The sequence below is a fragment of the Bacillus sp. K2I17 genome (genome assembly GCF_002209985.1).
GTDB classification, from domain to species: Bacteria; Bacillota; Bacilli; order Bacillales; family Bacillaceae_G; genus Bacillus_A; species Bacillus_A wiedmannii.
In genome coordinates, this window is sequence record NZ_NJGF01000038.1 from 22,633 (window position 1) to 37,562 (window position 14,930).

11 protein-coding genes and 2 pseudogenes are annotated in these 14,930 nt (G+C 33.6%); 10 read left to right on the plus strand and 3 right to left on the minus strand.

Features of this window, described 5'->3' with window-relative positions; all coding sequences use genetic code 11:
- Positions 1–129 precede the first annotated feature (129 nt).
- Positions 130–1,365: a cytochrome P450 gene (locus tag CER22_RS26020; protein ID WP_088609990.1), complete on the plus strand. Its 1,236-nt coding sequence runs from the start codon at positions 130–132 to the stop codon at positions 1,363–1,365.
- Between the two features lie 491 nt (positions 1,366–1,856).
- Entirely contained in the window at positions 1,857–3,224 is a 1,368-nt protein-coding gene (locus CER22_RS26025) for a lytic polysaccharide monooxygenase (RefSeq protein ID WP_088609991.1), read from the plus strand.
- A gap of 236 nt (positions 3,225–3,460) precedes the next feature.
- On the opposite strand, the gene CER22_RS26030 is transcribed toward CER22_RS26025, so the two are convergent.
- Positions 3,461–3,907 carry a GNAT family N-acetyltransferase gene (locus CER22_RS26030; protein WP_088609992.1) on the minus strand — a complete coding sequence of 149 codons (447 nt, stop codon included), beginning with the start codon at positions 3,905–3,907 and terminating at the stop codon, positions 3,461–3,463.
- Between the two features lie 374 nt (positions 3,908–4,281).
- Complete coding sequence (locus tag CER22_RS26035; protein ID WP_142293569.1) at positions 4,282–5,199, minus strand: CPBP family intramembrane glutamic endopeptidase; 918 nt, start codon at positions 5,197–5,199, stop codon at positions 4,282–4,284.
- Positions 5,200–5,764: 565 nt separating this feature from the next.
- Here CER22_RS26035 and CER22_RS26045 point away from each other — a divergent pair.
- From CER22_RS26045 to CER22_RS26055, 3 genes and pseudogenes are all read left to right on the plus strand, one after another.
- Positions 5,765–7,346 (plus strand): annotated as a pseudogene (locus CER22_RS26045) (APC family permease).
- A gap of 732 nt (positions 7,347–8,078) precedes the next feature.
- Positions 8,079–8,615: an MFS transporter gene (locus CER22_RS26050; protein ID WP_256943743.1), complete on the plus strand. Its 537-nt coding sequence runs from the start codon at positions 8,079–8,081 to the stop codon at positions 8,613–8,615.
- Between the two features lie 602 nt (positions 8,616–9,217).
- Positions 9,218–9,729: pseudogene (locus tag CER22_RS26055) on the plus strand (DDE-type integrase/transposase/recombinase); the annotation flags it as partial.
- Between the two features lie 94 nt (positions 9,730–9,823).
- Here the strand turns inward: CER22_RS26055 and CER22_RS26060 are convergent.
- On the minus strand, positions 9,824–10,888 hold the full coding sequence (locus tag CER22_RS26060) for a CotS family spore coat protein (RefSeq protein WP_088609995.1): 1,065 nt from the start codon (positions 10,886–10,888) through the stop codon (positions 9,824–9,826).
- Between the two features lie 192 nt (positions 10,889–11,080).
- Here CER22_RS26060 and CER22_RS26065 point away from each other — a divergent pair, with 192 nt between their 5' ends.
- The 5 genes from CER22_RS26065 to CER22_RS26085 all read left to right on the plus strand — a co-directional run.
- The gene (locus tag CER22_RS26065) at positions 11,081–12,217 is read left to right on the plus strand and encodes a glycosyltransferase family 4 protein (protein WP_088609996.1); all 1,137 of its coding nucleotides are present in this window, start codon (positions 11,081–11,083) and stop codon (positions 12,215–12,217) included.
- Between the two features lie 24 nt (positions 12,218–12,241).
- Positions 12,242–13,300: a spore coat putative kinase CotS gene (cotS, locus tag CER22_RS26070; protein ID WP_088609997.1), complete on the plus strand. Its 1,059-nt coding sequence runs from the start codon at positions 12,242–12,244 to the stop codon at positions 13,298–13,300.
- Between the two features lies 1 nt (position 13,301).
- Positions 13,302–13,727, plus strand: coding sequence for a hypothetical protein (locus CER22_RS26075; RefSeq protein ID WP_088609998.1), 426 nt, complete (start codon positions 13,302–13,304; stop codon positions 13,725–13,727).
- Between the two features lie 80 nt (positions 13,728–13,807).
- A complete protein-coding gene (locus tag CER22_RS33270) occupies positions 13,808–14,107 on the plus strand; it encodes a hypothetical protein (RefSeq protein WP_256943744.1) in 300 nt (99 codons plus the stop codon).
- 294 nt (positions 14,108–14,401) lie between these two features.
- Positions 14,402–14,930: RNA-guided endonuclease TnpB family protein (locus CER22_RS26085; protein WP_142293570.1), on the plus strand; the 529-nt coding region annotated here is incomplete at its 3' end.

Below are 14,930 nucleotides of genomic sequence, written 5' to 3' on the forward strand. Positions count from 1 at the left end.
TATCTTAAAAGTGAAAAAGTATTTTGAAAATTCGTGTTATTATTGTATAATTCTCAATACACCGAATGAGATTCAATGAATATGATTCAGTGTATTGAGAATTATTTTTTTGAGGGGAGATTGTTATATATGAAAACACCTTATCAATCAATTTTTATGATTCCTACAAATAAGTTGGTAGGAAAAGAGGCTTTAGGAGATCCATATGAACCATTTGCATGGTATAAGGAGATGCGAGAAAAAGAACCTATTTATTTTAATCCTCAGGCTGACATGTGGAATGTTTTTTTGTACGATGATGTAAAAAGGGTTTTAGAGGATAAAGAGTTTTTTTCTAATGTTATGCCAGAGGAGAAAAAGTCTCCATTTCCACAAAGTATTCTTGGGATGGATCCACCAAAACATACGCAAATTCGGTCTATTGTACATCGATCTTTCACTCCTAAAGCAGTAAAGGTATGGGAGCCGAGAATTCAGCAAATCACAAATGATATTCTTATTCAATTATCTAATCGTGAAAATTTTGATATTGTCCAAGAGTTATTTTATCCTTTACCGGTTATAGTAATTGCTGAAATGTTAGGTGTTTCTGTTAATGATATGGAAAGATTCAAGAAGTGGTCTGATATTATAGTAAGTTCACCCAGTCATGATGATCCGGATTATTTGAAAGAATTTTTTCATATACGTTTACAAGCAGAAAATGAATTAGAGGAATTTTTTGAAGAAATCATACAACTCAATCGAGAAAAATCCAAAATAGATTCAAATGACATTATTTCTTTATTGGTTCAAAGTGAAATAGACAAAAATATTTCGGGCAAGGAAATAGTATCATTTTGTAAATTACTATTGGTAGCAGGAAATGAAACTACAACTAACTTACTTGGAAACTCATTATATTGTTTGATAGAACATCCAGATGTTTATAAGCAAATACAACAGGATATATCTCTTGTTCCAAAAGCAATTGAAGAAGTACTGCGGTATCGTTCACCAGCTCAAAGAATTGTACGAAAAGTAAAAAAAGAGGTTCAATTAGGAGGCCAAACTCTACAAGTAGATCAAATCATCTCAGCTTGGCTCGGATCAGCTAATCGTGATTCTCTTCATTTTCAAGATCCTGATAGCTTTAACATACATCGTAGTCGAAATCCCCATCTTGCATTTGGCCATGGAATACACTTTTGCTTAGGTGCTCCCCTAGCTAGATTAGAAGCTAAAATTGTATTGACGGAATTAATGAAAAAATATAAATCATTTTCGTTTATTGACCATAATCTTCCCGTTCCTATCTCAAGTGTTAGTTCTGTATATGGTTTGAAATCTCTCCCTGTTAAAAGTGAAATTATTCATATAAAGTAAATAGTTTGGCTCTGGTACAGGCTGTATTAGAGCCAACTCTATTTATAAACTAGAACTATCAACATCAGACTATCAAAAAATTATTGCAAAGATAGTTATGATTATAGTGAAGTTAGTGATTTTGATTTTTATAAAGAGACGCCAGAAAAAACAAGGGTTGTCATTACTTTCCGAATATTTATATCGATATATGTCTCCCGATACACTTAAACAATTAGCTATATAAATCTTACTTTTTAATTTTCGATTTTATCGTTGATTGTTATGTGTTAATAAAAAGTTAAATATTTCTGCACAACTTCTGCACATATCTAGGTAGTTTCTATGTCATGATATATCAGTCAAGTGAAATATTTCACATATGGGGTAGGATACATCTTCACTATAGTTCCTGCGTAACTTACGCATACCCGAAACGATTTACTCTCTTGTTATACTTTTACATCAAAGCCTATATACACTACAAAGCATAACAAGAAAGGGACATGAACATGAATAATCGAATTATTAAACATCTAAAAAACTTAAAAATGAACAAAAAAAGTCTAGGAGCTGTTGCATTAGCAACTGGAATTATTGGCACGACACTTATTCCTCAAAATGCATACGCGCACGGCTTTGTTGAAAAACCTGGTAGCCGTTCCGCTTTATGTAGCCAAACTTACGGCGCGTTAAATGTAAACTGCGGAAGCATTATGTACGAACCACAAAGTTTAGAAGCTCCAAAAGGATTTCCACAAGCCGGCCCAGTTGATGGACAAATTGCTTCTGCAGGCGGCAAATTCGGTGGTATTTTAGATCAACAAACAGTAGACCGTTGGTTCAAAAATACAATTACTGGCGGGGAAAATACGTTTACTTGGAAGTTTACAGCGCCACACTTAACAAGCAAGTGGCATTATTACATTACAAAAAAAGGATGGAACCCAAATAAAGCGTTAACAAGAGCAGACTTTGAGCCAATTGGTACTGTACAACATGATGGTTCTGCGGCCTCAAATAATGTAGCGCACAAAATCAATGTACCTACTGATCGTAGTGGATACCATGTGATTTTAGCTGTATGGGATGTAGCGGATACTGTGAATGCGTTCTATAATGTTATTGACGTGAATCTTATTAATGATGTGAAACCAGACACAGAGGCACCAAGTATTCCAAATGGTCTTCAAGCTCAAAAAGTAACAGCAAATAGTATTGAACTAACGTGGAACGCTTCTACGGATAATGTAGGGGTAAAAGGATATCAAGTATTCCGTAATGGAGAGATGATTGATACCGTACCAGGCACTCATTTTATTAATAAACAATTACAACCAAGTATGGAATACACTTATACTGTAAAAGCAATTGACACAGCTGGAAATGTATCAAAAGAAAGTGAAGCGCTTACAGTGAAAACGACTGTTGAGGCTCCTGATACAGAAGCACCAACACAACCAAAAGGATTACATAGTATGGGAACAACAGCGTCAAGTGTAGATTTAATGTGGAGTCCATCTGACGATAATATTGGTGTAGACCATTACGATATTTATAGAGAAACAGAAGGATCAATGAAAAAGATTGCAACATCCACTACGACTTCTTATATGGATAAAAACTTAGTTGCTAATACTACTTATAAATATGTAGTGAAGGCGGTTGATGTAGCTGGAAATGAATCTATACAGAGTGATACATTCACAATTACTACAAAAACTGAAAACGCTCCATATGAAGCATGGGATGCAAAGAAAGCATATAAAAAGGGAGATAGAGTTCTACACGAGGGAAAAGTGTATGAAGCAGTCCAGAATCATCAAGGACATGGGGATCCAAACTGGATTTATGCTTTATCCTTATGGAAAACAGTGTAAACTTTACCTGAATATAAACTAAGAGATAATTGGCTTTGATGTAATAAGGAAAACTTGAGAAATCACTTTACTCTTTATAAAAAAGACGACGTATTCAGCGTCGTCTTTTTTATATCTATTATATGTTTTAGGATGTTACTAGGTAAAATATAGCGTAAATCATTTCCTATCTACATTGTTATACTATTGAATTGTTTTTTAATAAGTCCAAAAGTCAACGTGGAGAATTCAAGTGTTCATATAGAATACTTAGCTAACTGTTCACCCCAAGGTGATAATTCAGTCTCAATAAATCCTACTTTTTTATATACAAATTTAGCTGTATGGTTTTCAGGAGCATATCCAATCATGATTAACGAAATATTTGTGTGATTATTTCGTCTTATCTCATTAATAATCAGATATATAGCTTGTTTACCTATACCTTTCCCTTGAAATTTTTCATCAATCATAAGTCTATAAATCCAATAATTATTATCATCAGAATCAATTCCAAACATAGTAAATCCTATCATTTTTTCGTCAAGATAAATACCTTTTGTGTAGAAATTATTTAAAAATTGAACTTCTGCGATAGAATAGAGGTTAGATGCAATAAATGTTTGTTGTTCTTTTTTAACAGACAGTCTTATTGCTTCTTTCCAATTATTTTTGTGAATAGGCTTTAAATATAATTTCTTCAATTTTATACTCTCCTTCTAATATTAAAGAGGAACACGTAGTTTATAGGCTAGTGAAACGTTATCCTCTTGTTTTTTTTGTCCATTCAAATAAAAATATTTTCTCATTGACAACGCCTCCTGAAAGGTACAATTAAAATCACGTCATTATATTCAATTTAGTTATATTCTTTATCTATAAATTCTTTTCCTACTGAACAAATCCTATTTCTTTAGCTAATTAATTCAAGGTATATGCTAACAAATATCGGTAGAATTTCTTTACTTACAATTCTATTTCACTTTCAATAAAGAGTGACGTTTTTTCGTTTTGAGGAAGAATATAATTCTTAACTTGATAGCATTGCCATCAACCTATTATTATAAGGATCTCTTTTCTATTTACTTATATTTTCATTGTTACTGAACTTGACTCCATTAGAAGTTTGCTTATATCCCAGGTTGCCTCGTGTGAAAATAAGAATAAGCAAAGCAATAAACCCCAATCCTATCACTACAAATGTATCTGTATTCTTTAAAACAGTGTTGGTGGAATGAGTTTGTGCCAAGCTAAACGTATTTATACTCGCATGAACTAGCATGACAATAAATAAGTTACCGTGATTGCGGTTATAGACCCAAGTGAGAATGATTGAAATCGGCAAACACAGTAAAATAAAAATTGGCAAATGAATATATAGGAGAGAAAGGTCAGAACCCGGTCCACCCCTTTGTGCAGCCGTTAAGAAATGTGAAAGATGCCAAAAAGTCCACAAAACACTAAGTAGTAATGTAGCTTTTAACGGTCCAAATTTTGATTGTAATCTAGGCAGAGCGAAACCACTCCATCCAATTTCCTCCGGTAAAGGTCCACCGAGAAAGAAAATTGCTACAAAAGAGATGAGATAGGTTATAAAAAGTTCAAAATTAAGGTCACGGAAAGTAGGTATCTCTCCATTTACTATCACCATACCTAGAAACATTGCAGCGGGAATAACGATAAGAGTAAACAAGTACCACTTCAAACCGACTTTAGTGGATAGAATGCTTATTCTAACTTTTTTCCATGACTCTTTGCCTTCAAGAGTTCGAAACATGATATACGCTGCTAACATAGGGCCTACAAATGCATTGGCAAAAAAGAAGATATCAAATGCCTTTGTTTTAGGAAAAATACCCCATTGAGATAAGATGAATGGAATTAATACAACCCACGAGAATAAATATGCCATTACAAAAAATGAAGTTAACGGATAGGATTCCAAATACCCTCTCAGACCTGTTGATGAGTTTTTTGATTTTGTTAAATGCTTCAACACAATCACCTCTTCATTTATAAAATACCGTATATGTGCTAATTCTACATATTTTCATACAGAACCTTTTTGACGTAATAGATTTGAGTTTTTTGTAAGAAATGAGCGATACATTACCAAAGAAATATAGAAATTTCTATAACAGTTTCCTTCATTTCCGTGTCTATCTTCAATGCATCTGGGGGAGTATCCCATGCCTATCAAATTAAGAACATAGACAAGATGAACTTCGTCTATTAGAACTAAAATATTCTTAATGTAGAGGTACACTCTTACAAATGTGGTTATTAGTGCTTCACTAACATGATTCGTTGGACCCTCAATATAGAGGCATACTAGATTATGATGTTTTTCCGTAACAAATATAGTTAAAAGTTTTTAGGTTTAGAGAAAGTTATAGAGGGTATACATACATTATAAAGAGTTGATTGGAGATAAACTTTATAGTGAATTGGTCTATAAAACTTACATTCTTACTTTAAATAAAAAGGGGGGAGTATATATGAGTAAAAGGTTAATGAATAAGAGGATTCTATTTATTTTGTGAACGAGGAGCGTGTGAAAAATGAAAAATATGAAACGTAAGCTAGGAACCTTTGCACTTACAATGACTGGGATTGGTTCGATTTTAGGGTCTGGCTGGTTATTTGGTGCATGGAAGGCCGCCAAAATATCAGGAGGGGCCGCTATCTTTTCTTGGGTCTTAGGAATGATTGTAATATTATTTATTGCCTTACCATATAGCGAGTTAGGAGCCATGATTCCAGAGGCTGGCGGAATGGTAAAATATACACAATACTCACATGGAGATTTCGTAGGATTTATTGCTGCATGGGCTAATTGGATAGCCATCGTCTCAGTTATCCCGGTTGAAGCGATAGCGTCAATACAATATATGAGTTCGTGGCCTTGGGAGTGGGCAAGTTGGGCCAAGGATTTAGTAGACAATGGAGTGCTGACTTCCAAAGGTCTTGCAGCTGCTTCTTTGCTTATTTTAATCTATTTCTTTTTAAATTATTGGACTGTTAGTCTATTTGCAAAAGTAAACTCCCTAATTACTATATTTAAAATTATAATTCCTGGTCTTACAATTGGTGCATTGCTATTTGTTGGATTTCATGGAGAAAACTTTACCAGTCATCAGGATTTTAATGTATCTAATTGGTCAAATGTATTAACTGCTATGGCAACATCCGGTGTTATTTTTGCATTCAATGGTTTTCAAAGTCCAATTAATATGGCTGGTGAAGCAAAGAACCCAGGGAAATCCATTCCTCGGGCAGTTGTAGGATCCATTTTAATTTCAACTATAATATATGTATTATTACAAATTGCTTTTATTGGTGCTGTAAATCCTAATATGATAATTAATGGATGGTCGAATTTAAATTTTAATTCACCATTTGCTGATTTAGCGATAGCACTAAATATTAATTGGTTAGTTATTGTATTATATTTAGATGCTTTTGTATCTCCTTCTGGTACAGGTACTACTTATATGGCAACCACATCACGCATGCTATATGGAATGGAGAAGAATGGATATTTCCCTAAAGTTTTTGGGAAATTACATCCTATATATGGTGTGCCTAGATTTGCCATGATGTTTAATTTAATGTTTTGTTTTTTTATTTTTATTTAAAGGATGGGGTGTTTTAGCTGAAGTTATTTCAGTAGCTACATTAATTTCATATGTTACTGGACCTATAACAGTAATGACTCTAAGAAAAACTGCACCTAATTTTCATCGTCCTTTCTATATAAAAAGATTAAACATTATCGCTCCTTTAGGTTTCATTTTTGCATCATTAACATTATATTGGGCAAGATGGCCATTAACAGGAGAAGTAATGTTTATTATACTTATGGGCTTACCTATATATTTTTATTATCAATTAAAAAGAAAATGGGTTGGATTTAAGAAGAATTTTTTAGCTGGATTATGGATTGTGGGGTATTTATTATTTATGATTTGTATATCGTACATTGGAAGTGAAAGATTTGGTGGATTAAATATTATAACTTATGGATGGGATATGGTACTTATTTCAATTGTTGCATTTCTATTTTATAGATGGGCTATAAATAGCGGATTTAAAACAACAGATCTAAAAGTAGCAAAGAAGATTAATCAGAAAATTAGTTAAATAATATACATAAATTAGAAAAATGGATTTATTTTAGACTTTTTTGTGATTAACGTATCTTATACTGTACTTGTATAACAAAAATATATTGAAAAACACTAAAAAAGAAGAGAAGAAGTTTTAACTAAAAATAAGAAAAATAATAATCTGTCAAAACCAAGATTAAATGAGCAGCCACGCTGGACCTTATGGACAACATATGTATGGTGTGGAGTAGGATTAATTTTTGCAGGAATTTACTTTTTGGGGCAAAGTGCGGAATAATTGGCCTTCACAGCTAAAAGTTAAGGGCAAGAAATTGGTAATTTATTCTTCAATTCTATCTTTCAAAAATATGTGTTAGTTTCGAGCAGTCTATGTATTATCTCTATCCCTGGAGTACTTGCTATGATACAACCATGGGGAAAAGTCTCCCGCACTGGGTTCTACTTTTTATTTTGGGGGATAACACTGGGGATTGCAGCTTTCTTCTATGCAGAAAGGACACTCGGGTACTGTAAACACTGTCAGAGTGGGACATAGAGTACCACCAAAAACGAAATTTCGTTCTAATTTACAATGAAAAATTCATTTTGCTTTGTTTAGCTTGATGGATATTCGGTCTCACTACATCGCTATCAAGTTAAGAAATACATTCTTCCCCAAAACGAAAAAATAAGTTGCCCTCTATCAGAAATACACAAAATTTTCATCCTGGGGGTTTTATAAAATTATTAAGTTGATGGTCATGGGGTGGCCTCAGCAATTATTTTTATCATCCCACCCTATTTCCTACAAGCATTTACGCAATTAACTCCTTGGCAAACAGGGTTTGTTTTATTATCAGCTCCGCTTGGTTTAGTAATATTTTCGCGAATGGCAGGAAAATACATGGAACGTTTTGGGCCAAAATTACTTATGAAAATAGGTTTATGTGTTATGTTCATAGCATTTGTTGGATTAAGCTTTATCCAAGCCCATTGGTCACCATATATAATGGTGAGTTTATTGCTTCTATACGGGATTGGAGGAGGGATTTTCCAGCCAGCTAATATTGCTTCAGTTATGACATCTGTACCTAAAGAGAAACAAGGTACGATTGGAGCTTTGCAACGTATGTTACAAAACGTTGCAATTGCATTTGGTGCTGCAGTTGCCGCAATATTTATGAGTTCACAAGGCAACATGGAAACAGATGGGCTTATTCAAGCATTCCGATATTCGTGGTACATTGCTGGAGGATTACTATTATTTAATCTTTTATGTTTTTTAGGCTATCGGAAATCTTAAAATGATCAAATATAATTTCTAACAATTAAAAGCCGAATTTATCCCAAGATAAATTCGGCTTATTTTTTTCGTTTTGGGGAACAATCAATTTCTTAAGTTGATAGCGATGGGGTACCACCACATGTCCATCAAGCTAAGGATTTGAAACCACCCAAAAATGAAAATTCCACTTTTTTACAGTTATTTATAGAATTCGGCTCATTTTTTTCGTTTTGGGGAACAATTAATTTCTTAAGTTGATGGCGATGTGGTGCTACCCCGTCATAGAGTATCATACCTTAGCTTAATAGGCATGTGATACGCCCCCCTACTTAATCTTTCTGCATAATTTTCCCGCGCTAAATTTTATATCTATTAATGTTTAGAGGAAAACCTTCATAATCGAATATACATATGTGAATATTTATAGAGTATGCACCAAAACCACTTCTATTTTCCCTACATATAGGAAAATAGAAGTGGTAGATTCCTACAAGTGGATGTCTGCATACAATAATAATTTGTTGTCCAGTAAAATGGTGAATGTTGCTTTAAAATACAGTTTGATCAAAGCTTCAGGGTTTACCCGATGGTGCAAAACCGTACGACTTTGTTTTAAATCGACAGAAACATATATCAAAGTAAAAGGTCAATGTATGTACCTATATCTTGCTGTTGATTCGAAAGGAAATACAAGCGATTTTTATTTAAGTAAAATAAGAGACCGGCAGGCTGCAAAGCGCTTTTTCAAGAAAGCCTAGCATTCTTTTTATGTTTTAAAACTTTGTATTATAACAGTTGTTAAAAATCCATATTATTCTATAGCAATTGAACAGTTGAAAAAAGAAAAAGCATACCTAGTGGTATGCGAATTAGACAACAAAGTACTTGAATAAAATAGTAGAACAAGATCAGTGCTTTATGTTAGGGTTAAAATATTTTGATCGATCTACATCCATTCTTTCTGGAGTAGAATCCATACATATGGTTAAAGGGAACAGGTGACTTACGGGATAAGTCTGTCCAAAATCAGAAAGAATTCATTCATTAATTACTTTGACTTGCAGCATAAGATACAATTCCGTTAGGAATCTATGCGCTTTATTTTCTTTTTGCACCAGAACCGTATTTATAAGTTCTATGCCACTATAAAATGACACATGCAACAAAACTATTTTCTTTATTAATAATAATGGTAATTTTTACACTAGAACTCTTAGTATTGCGTATTAAAGTTCCTCTATTAATATATTTAAAGCTTTTGACTTAATCCTTTCATATTCCATAGCCCCAGCAAGTTCATCAGCCAGTAAAGGCGACTTTCTAACATATCTTTCGCGAATTACATCATACAATTCGTATGGAAATAACATATCAATAAACATAATTTTCTTCTGCTCAGCTGTTAAAGGAGAAACTGACTCATATGCGTTAATCATAATTTTAAATTGGTTTTCATTCCAAACACCAGTTGTATCTAATAGAGGAATAATCATTTTACGCAAGTCTCGAATAGGTAAATCGTAAGAAACCGTATCTAAATCAATTACCCAAATTTGATTACTTGGGTCTAATAAGGAATTTCCTGTTCCATAATCTTGATGACATAAATTTGGGGATGTTTGTAATTCATCAGTCCATTTAGTATATTCAGATTCCAATAGTCTTTGGTGCGTTTGTTTTGCTTCTAAAATAAACGCATCAATTTCAGCCAAATATAGCTGTGAAAATGGATCATCTGGCATAGTTACGGATAAAGTTTTCCAAACCTCCATCTGTTGAAATCTTTTAATGTAATGATTGGGCCAACGTCCTAGTTTTGTAAATATAGGTATGCCTGGTGGGGGCTTATAGCCAATAGAGGCTACATGGAAATCTGCTAACCCTTTCATAATCATTTCAAGATCTTCTTGCATTGTAAGCTCAAATGGTCTTCCCTCAATCCAATCATAAACAACAAATAAAAATGGACCGTGCTTTGTATACAACTGATTCAATTTGCTTGGGATTATGCTCGGAACACGCATGCCTTTGTTGGCTAGATAATCTTGAGCGTGAATGGAAAATAGAGCTTTTTTTTCGGGGCGATGAATTCTCTTTAAGCAAAATGGTCCATCTGCAGTTTGAATTTTCCATACTAAGGCCAGTTGTCCACCTTGTATTAATTCGATTGTAGTTGCTTGAATATCCCAATATTGAATCATTGTCGCTGCCAATTCTACTAGTTTTTGTTCCTCTTCGGGCGATAATGTATACACCGCTTCTTCATTGTTATTCTCCACATATATCACCATCCTTTTATACTCTCATATTACTGTATGGTACATGACCATTTTTGTTCTAGCCATTTGCCTTTAAGAAGAAAAAGTACTATTGACTATTTTTCATAATAAAGGATGAAAAAATGGTCGATAAATCACAAACACAAAGTTTTTTTCGTAACATATGAAGAAGGTTGTATTTTTATGAAACAGGGAGGCGTTTTAATGAAAATAGCAATAATTTCGACTGAAAAGCTACCTGTACCAGCTGTACGAGGTGGAGCTATTCAAATTTATATAGATTCTGTTGCTTCCATTATTGCTTCAAATGGAAAAAATGTGACAGTTATTTCTATAACAGATCCAAATTTGAAACCAGAAGAAAAAGACAAAGGCGTAAGGTATATACGGTTTCCAGAAGAGGAATATCTCCCTTATGTTATTAAACATTTGAAACAGGAAAAATATGATGTAGTTCATTTATGCAATCGTCCAAATTGGATTACAATTTTACGTGAGGCAGCACCACAGACGAAATTCGTGTTAAGTGTGCATAATGAAATGTTTGCATATGAAAAGATAAGTGATGAAGAGGGAGAAGCATGTATTGCAGCTGTGTCAAAAATTGTAACAGTTAGTGATTATATAGGAAAAACAATTACCTCGCGCTTTCAAGCTGCAAAAGCAAAGACGAGAACAGTATATTCTGGTGTAGATGTAAATGAGTACTATCCTTCGTGGACTGAGAATGGAACAAAAGTTAAAAGTCATGTGCAAGAACAGTTGAATTTACAAAATAAAAAAATAGTTTTATTTGTTGGACGCTTGAGTAAAGTAAAAGGTCCTCATATTTTGCTACAAGCTCTTCCTAAAATAATTGAGGAGAATCCAGACATTGTAATGGTTTTTATTGGTTCAAAATGGTTTGGAGATAACAATGTAAATAATTATGTAAAACACTTATATACCTTAGGCGCGATGTTTCCAGAACATGTAGTCTTTATTAAATTTGTTAAGCCAAAGGATATTTCAACACTTTATGCTATGTCAGATATTTTTGTTTGCTCTTCACAGTGGCAAGAGCCCCTTGCTAGGGTGCATTACGAAGCAATGGCAGCAGGTTTACCAATAATTACGAGTAATCGAGGTGGTAATCCTGAAGTAATTGAAGAAGGAAAAAATGGATATATTGTCAATGACTTCGAAAACCCTGATGCATATGCAGAAAAGATAATTAATCTTTTAAATAACGAAAATAAAAGAAAACAGTTAGGGAAATATGGACGTAGTAAGGTTGAAAAAGAATTTAATTGGAACCGAGTTGCTATGGATTTAATGAAAGTGTATGGGGAAATCTTATAACTTTTAAGAAGGGGATGATGAAAGGTGGAAGAAACAACTGGATTAGAGAGTGAACATTTAAAAAAGGTTCTTAGCTTTTATCCATTTGAAATAAGTAATATTTTTTTACAATCAAGCAGAAGTGGGAGAACAATGTGGGAAGTTGAAACAGAAGAAGGGTTAAAAATATTAAAACAAGCACAAATGCACCCCAAAAGGATGCTATTTATTGCTGGAGCACATTTACATCTCCTTCAAAATGGATTGCCAATTACAAAAATTCATAAAACAAAAAGAGGGGGCTTTTGTATTGGATCTAATGAGTATGCGTATGTACTATATGATAAGCATCAAGGGAAAGAAGTTATTTATTATAATAAAGAACAATTAGAGAAGGTACTAATATATGCAGGTAAATTCCATCAAGCATCGGAAGGATATATTCCGATGAAAGAAAGTAAAATTCGGAGTCGATTAGGAAAATGGCATAAATTATACAGATGGAAATTACAAGAGTTAGAAGGAAACAAAAGAATTGCACTTTCCTTTCCAGATGATGTATTTTCAACTATGTTTTTAGAGTATGTTGATAAGATGTTAGCGCGTGGAAAGAAAGCATTACAAGAACTAAATGATCCATATTATGACCAATGGACAAAAGAAGTTATTGCATCTAATAGTTTTTGTCAACAAGATTTTACCTTAGCGAGGTTTACAGAAATAGATGATGCTATGTTTATGAAAGAGCTACATTCTATTACAAGTGATTTACCAGTTAGGGACCTACGTATTATTTTAAATAAAGTAATGAAAAAAATGTCAGTTTGGGATACTAATTTAGCTATTCATATGTTGAGTGCATATAATTCGGAAAATTCCTTTTCAGAAAAACAATTTCGTGTTCTTTGGACTGATTTATCGTTTCCTCACTTATTCTGTTCAATTGCACATAAATACTATTTAGGGCAAAAGCGTTCGTGGTCTGACGAAAAGTATATTTGGGCATTGCAAAATATTATTGCACTTGAAGATTCTAAGGAAGAATTTTTACAAAATTTTTCTGATATTTATCATGAAATCAAGAGCAATAGTGGGGGGAAATAAAATGAGTTCAGAACAAGAAGAGATAGTAATCCCTATTTTAGATTTAGAGAAATTTGTGTTTTCTCCACCAGGGCCAATGGGATGGGAATTGTCAGAGTATGAGCAGCAAAAAAATATTGTATTAAATGAATCTTCGGTGCTAGAGAATTTAGCGATTATTAAGGAAGTGGAATTAGAGGAGTTACCCAAAATCGGATTGCTAGATTTAGAAGACAAGTCAGCAACCAAAACTACAATGATTGATGAAGTACAAGATAAAGAGATTCAAGATGTAATGGAGCTGGAAGAACAAAGTGAGGAATTAAATGAGATCGTTTTAACGCAAATAGAAAAGGCAAAAATAAAAGTCACTATTATTACTCCGAATCATTCATTAAAAGGTCCGTGGGTATCAAAATTGGTAAATAACGCTAAGGAGAACGATTAATGAAACTTCCGCAAATATATTAATCTTTTTATACTCTTTTAACATAGTATATATAAATCTATATGGAAGGAGTTAGGTAAATGGCTGATGTGAAAAGAGCAAAAATAAAACTAGATGTTGAGAATGGCTTTAGTGTTAATCCTGGTGATGATTTACAAGAAGTTCTAAAAGCTCTAGCTGAAGTAATACAATCAGGCACGCATAATGGTGTAGAGGTTGAAATTCAATATTTTGATGAAACAGAAGTTACTTTTACAGACGAAGAAGAAGAAGAAGAAGAAGAAGAGGACGACGAAGACGACGAAGAGGACGACGACGAAGAAGACGAAGAAGACGACGACGAAGAAGACGAAGAGGAGGGCGAAGAAGAAGACGCATAAATTAATTGATACTTAAAAACGCTTGGTTTCCCCAAGTGTTTTTTGCTTTCTACATATATAATAGGTAAAAATGTGAACTTTTAAATATAGGAAGAGGTTGACCCTAGGTAGGCATTAGCCTATATTTTTATCATTTTAGCCAAGAAGACTCCTTCCTCAAGGAGCGTGAAGGGTCACAGCCCAATGAGTAGGTGGGAGATGAATTGTTCGACATACAGAAAGTGTTACGCCACTACCTATCGAATGTACGTTTGGTGTATAATAGTCATATACCAAATGGAGGTGAATCAAATAATGATTAATAAAGCCTATAAGTTTCGTATCTATCCAAATCAGGCACAAGCAATTCTAATCAATAAAACGATTGGGTGTTCTCGCTTTGTATTCAATCATTTCCTATCCTTATGGGATCAAGCATACAAAGAGACAGGAAAAGGCTTGACCTATGGTACATGCTCTGCCAAACTACCTGCCATGAAGAAAGAGCTTGTTTGGCTAAAAGAAGTGGATAGTATTGCGATTCAGTCGTCTGTTCGCAACCTTGTGGATGCTTATACGCGCTTTTTTAAAAAACAAAACAGCGCACCGCGCTTTAAATCTAAGAAGAACAACGTACAATCTTATACCACAAAACAAACAAATGAAAACATTGCCGTTGTAGGGAATAAAATAAAGTTACCGAAACTAGGCCTCGTTCGATTTGCCAAAAGTCGCGAAGTAGAGGGGCGTATTGTAAATGCTACAGTTAGACGGAACTCTTCTGGTAGATATTTTGTGTCACTATTAGTTGAAACAGAAGTACAAGAACTTCCGAAAACACATT

Bases quoted from the DNA above. Each gene is read 5' to 3' on its own strand.
- CER22_RS26025 (WP_088609991.1), top strand. From the start codon at position 1,857: ATGAATAATCGAATTATTAAACATCTAAAAAACTTAAAAATGAACAAA.
- CER22_RS26020 (WP_088609990.1), top strand. From the start codon at position 130: ATGAAAACACCTTATCAATCAATTTTTATGATTCCTACAAATAAGTTG.
- CER22_RS26060 (WP_088609995.1), bottom strand. From the start codon at position 10,888: ATGGTGATATATGTGGAGAATAACAATGAAGAAGCGGTGTATACATTA.
- CER22_RS33270 (WP_256943744.1), top strand. From the start codon at position 13,808: ATGGCTGATGTGAAAAGAGCAAAAATAAAACTAGATGTTGAGAATGGC.
- CER22_RS26075 (WP_088609998.1), top strand. From the start codon at position 13,302: ATGAGTTCAGAACAAGAAGAGATAGTAATCCCTATTTTAGATTTAGAG.
- CER22_RS26065 (WP_088609996.1), top strand. From the start codon at position 11,081: ATGAAAATAGCAATAATTTCGACTGAAAAGCTACCTGTACCAGCTGTA.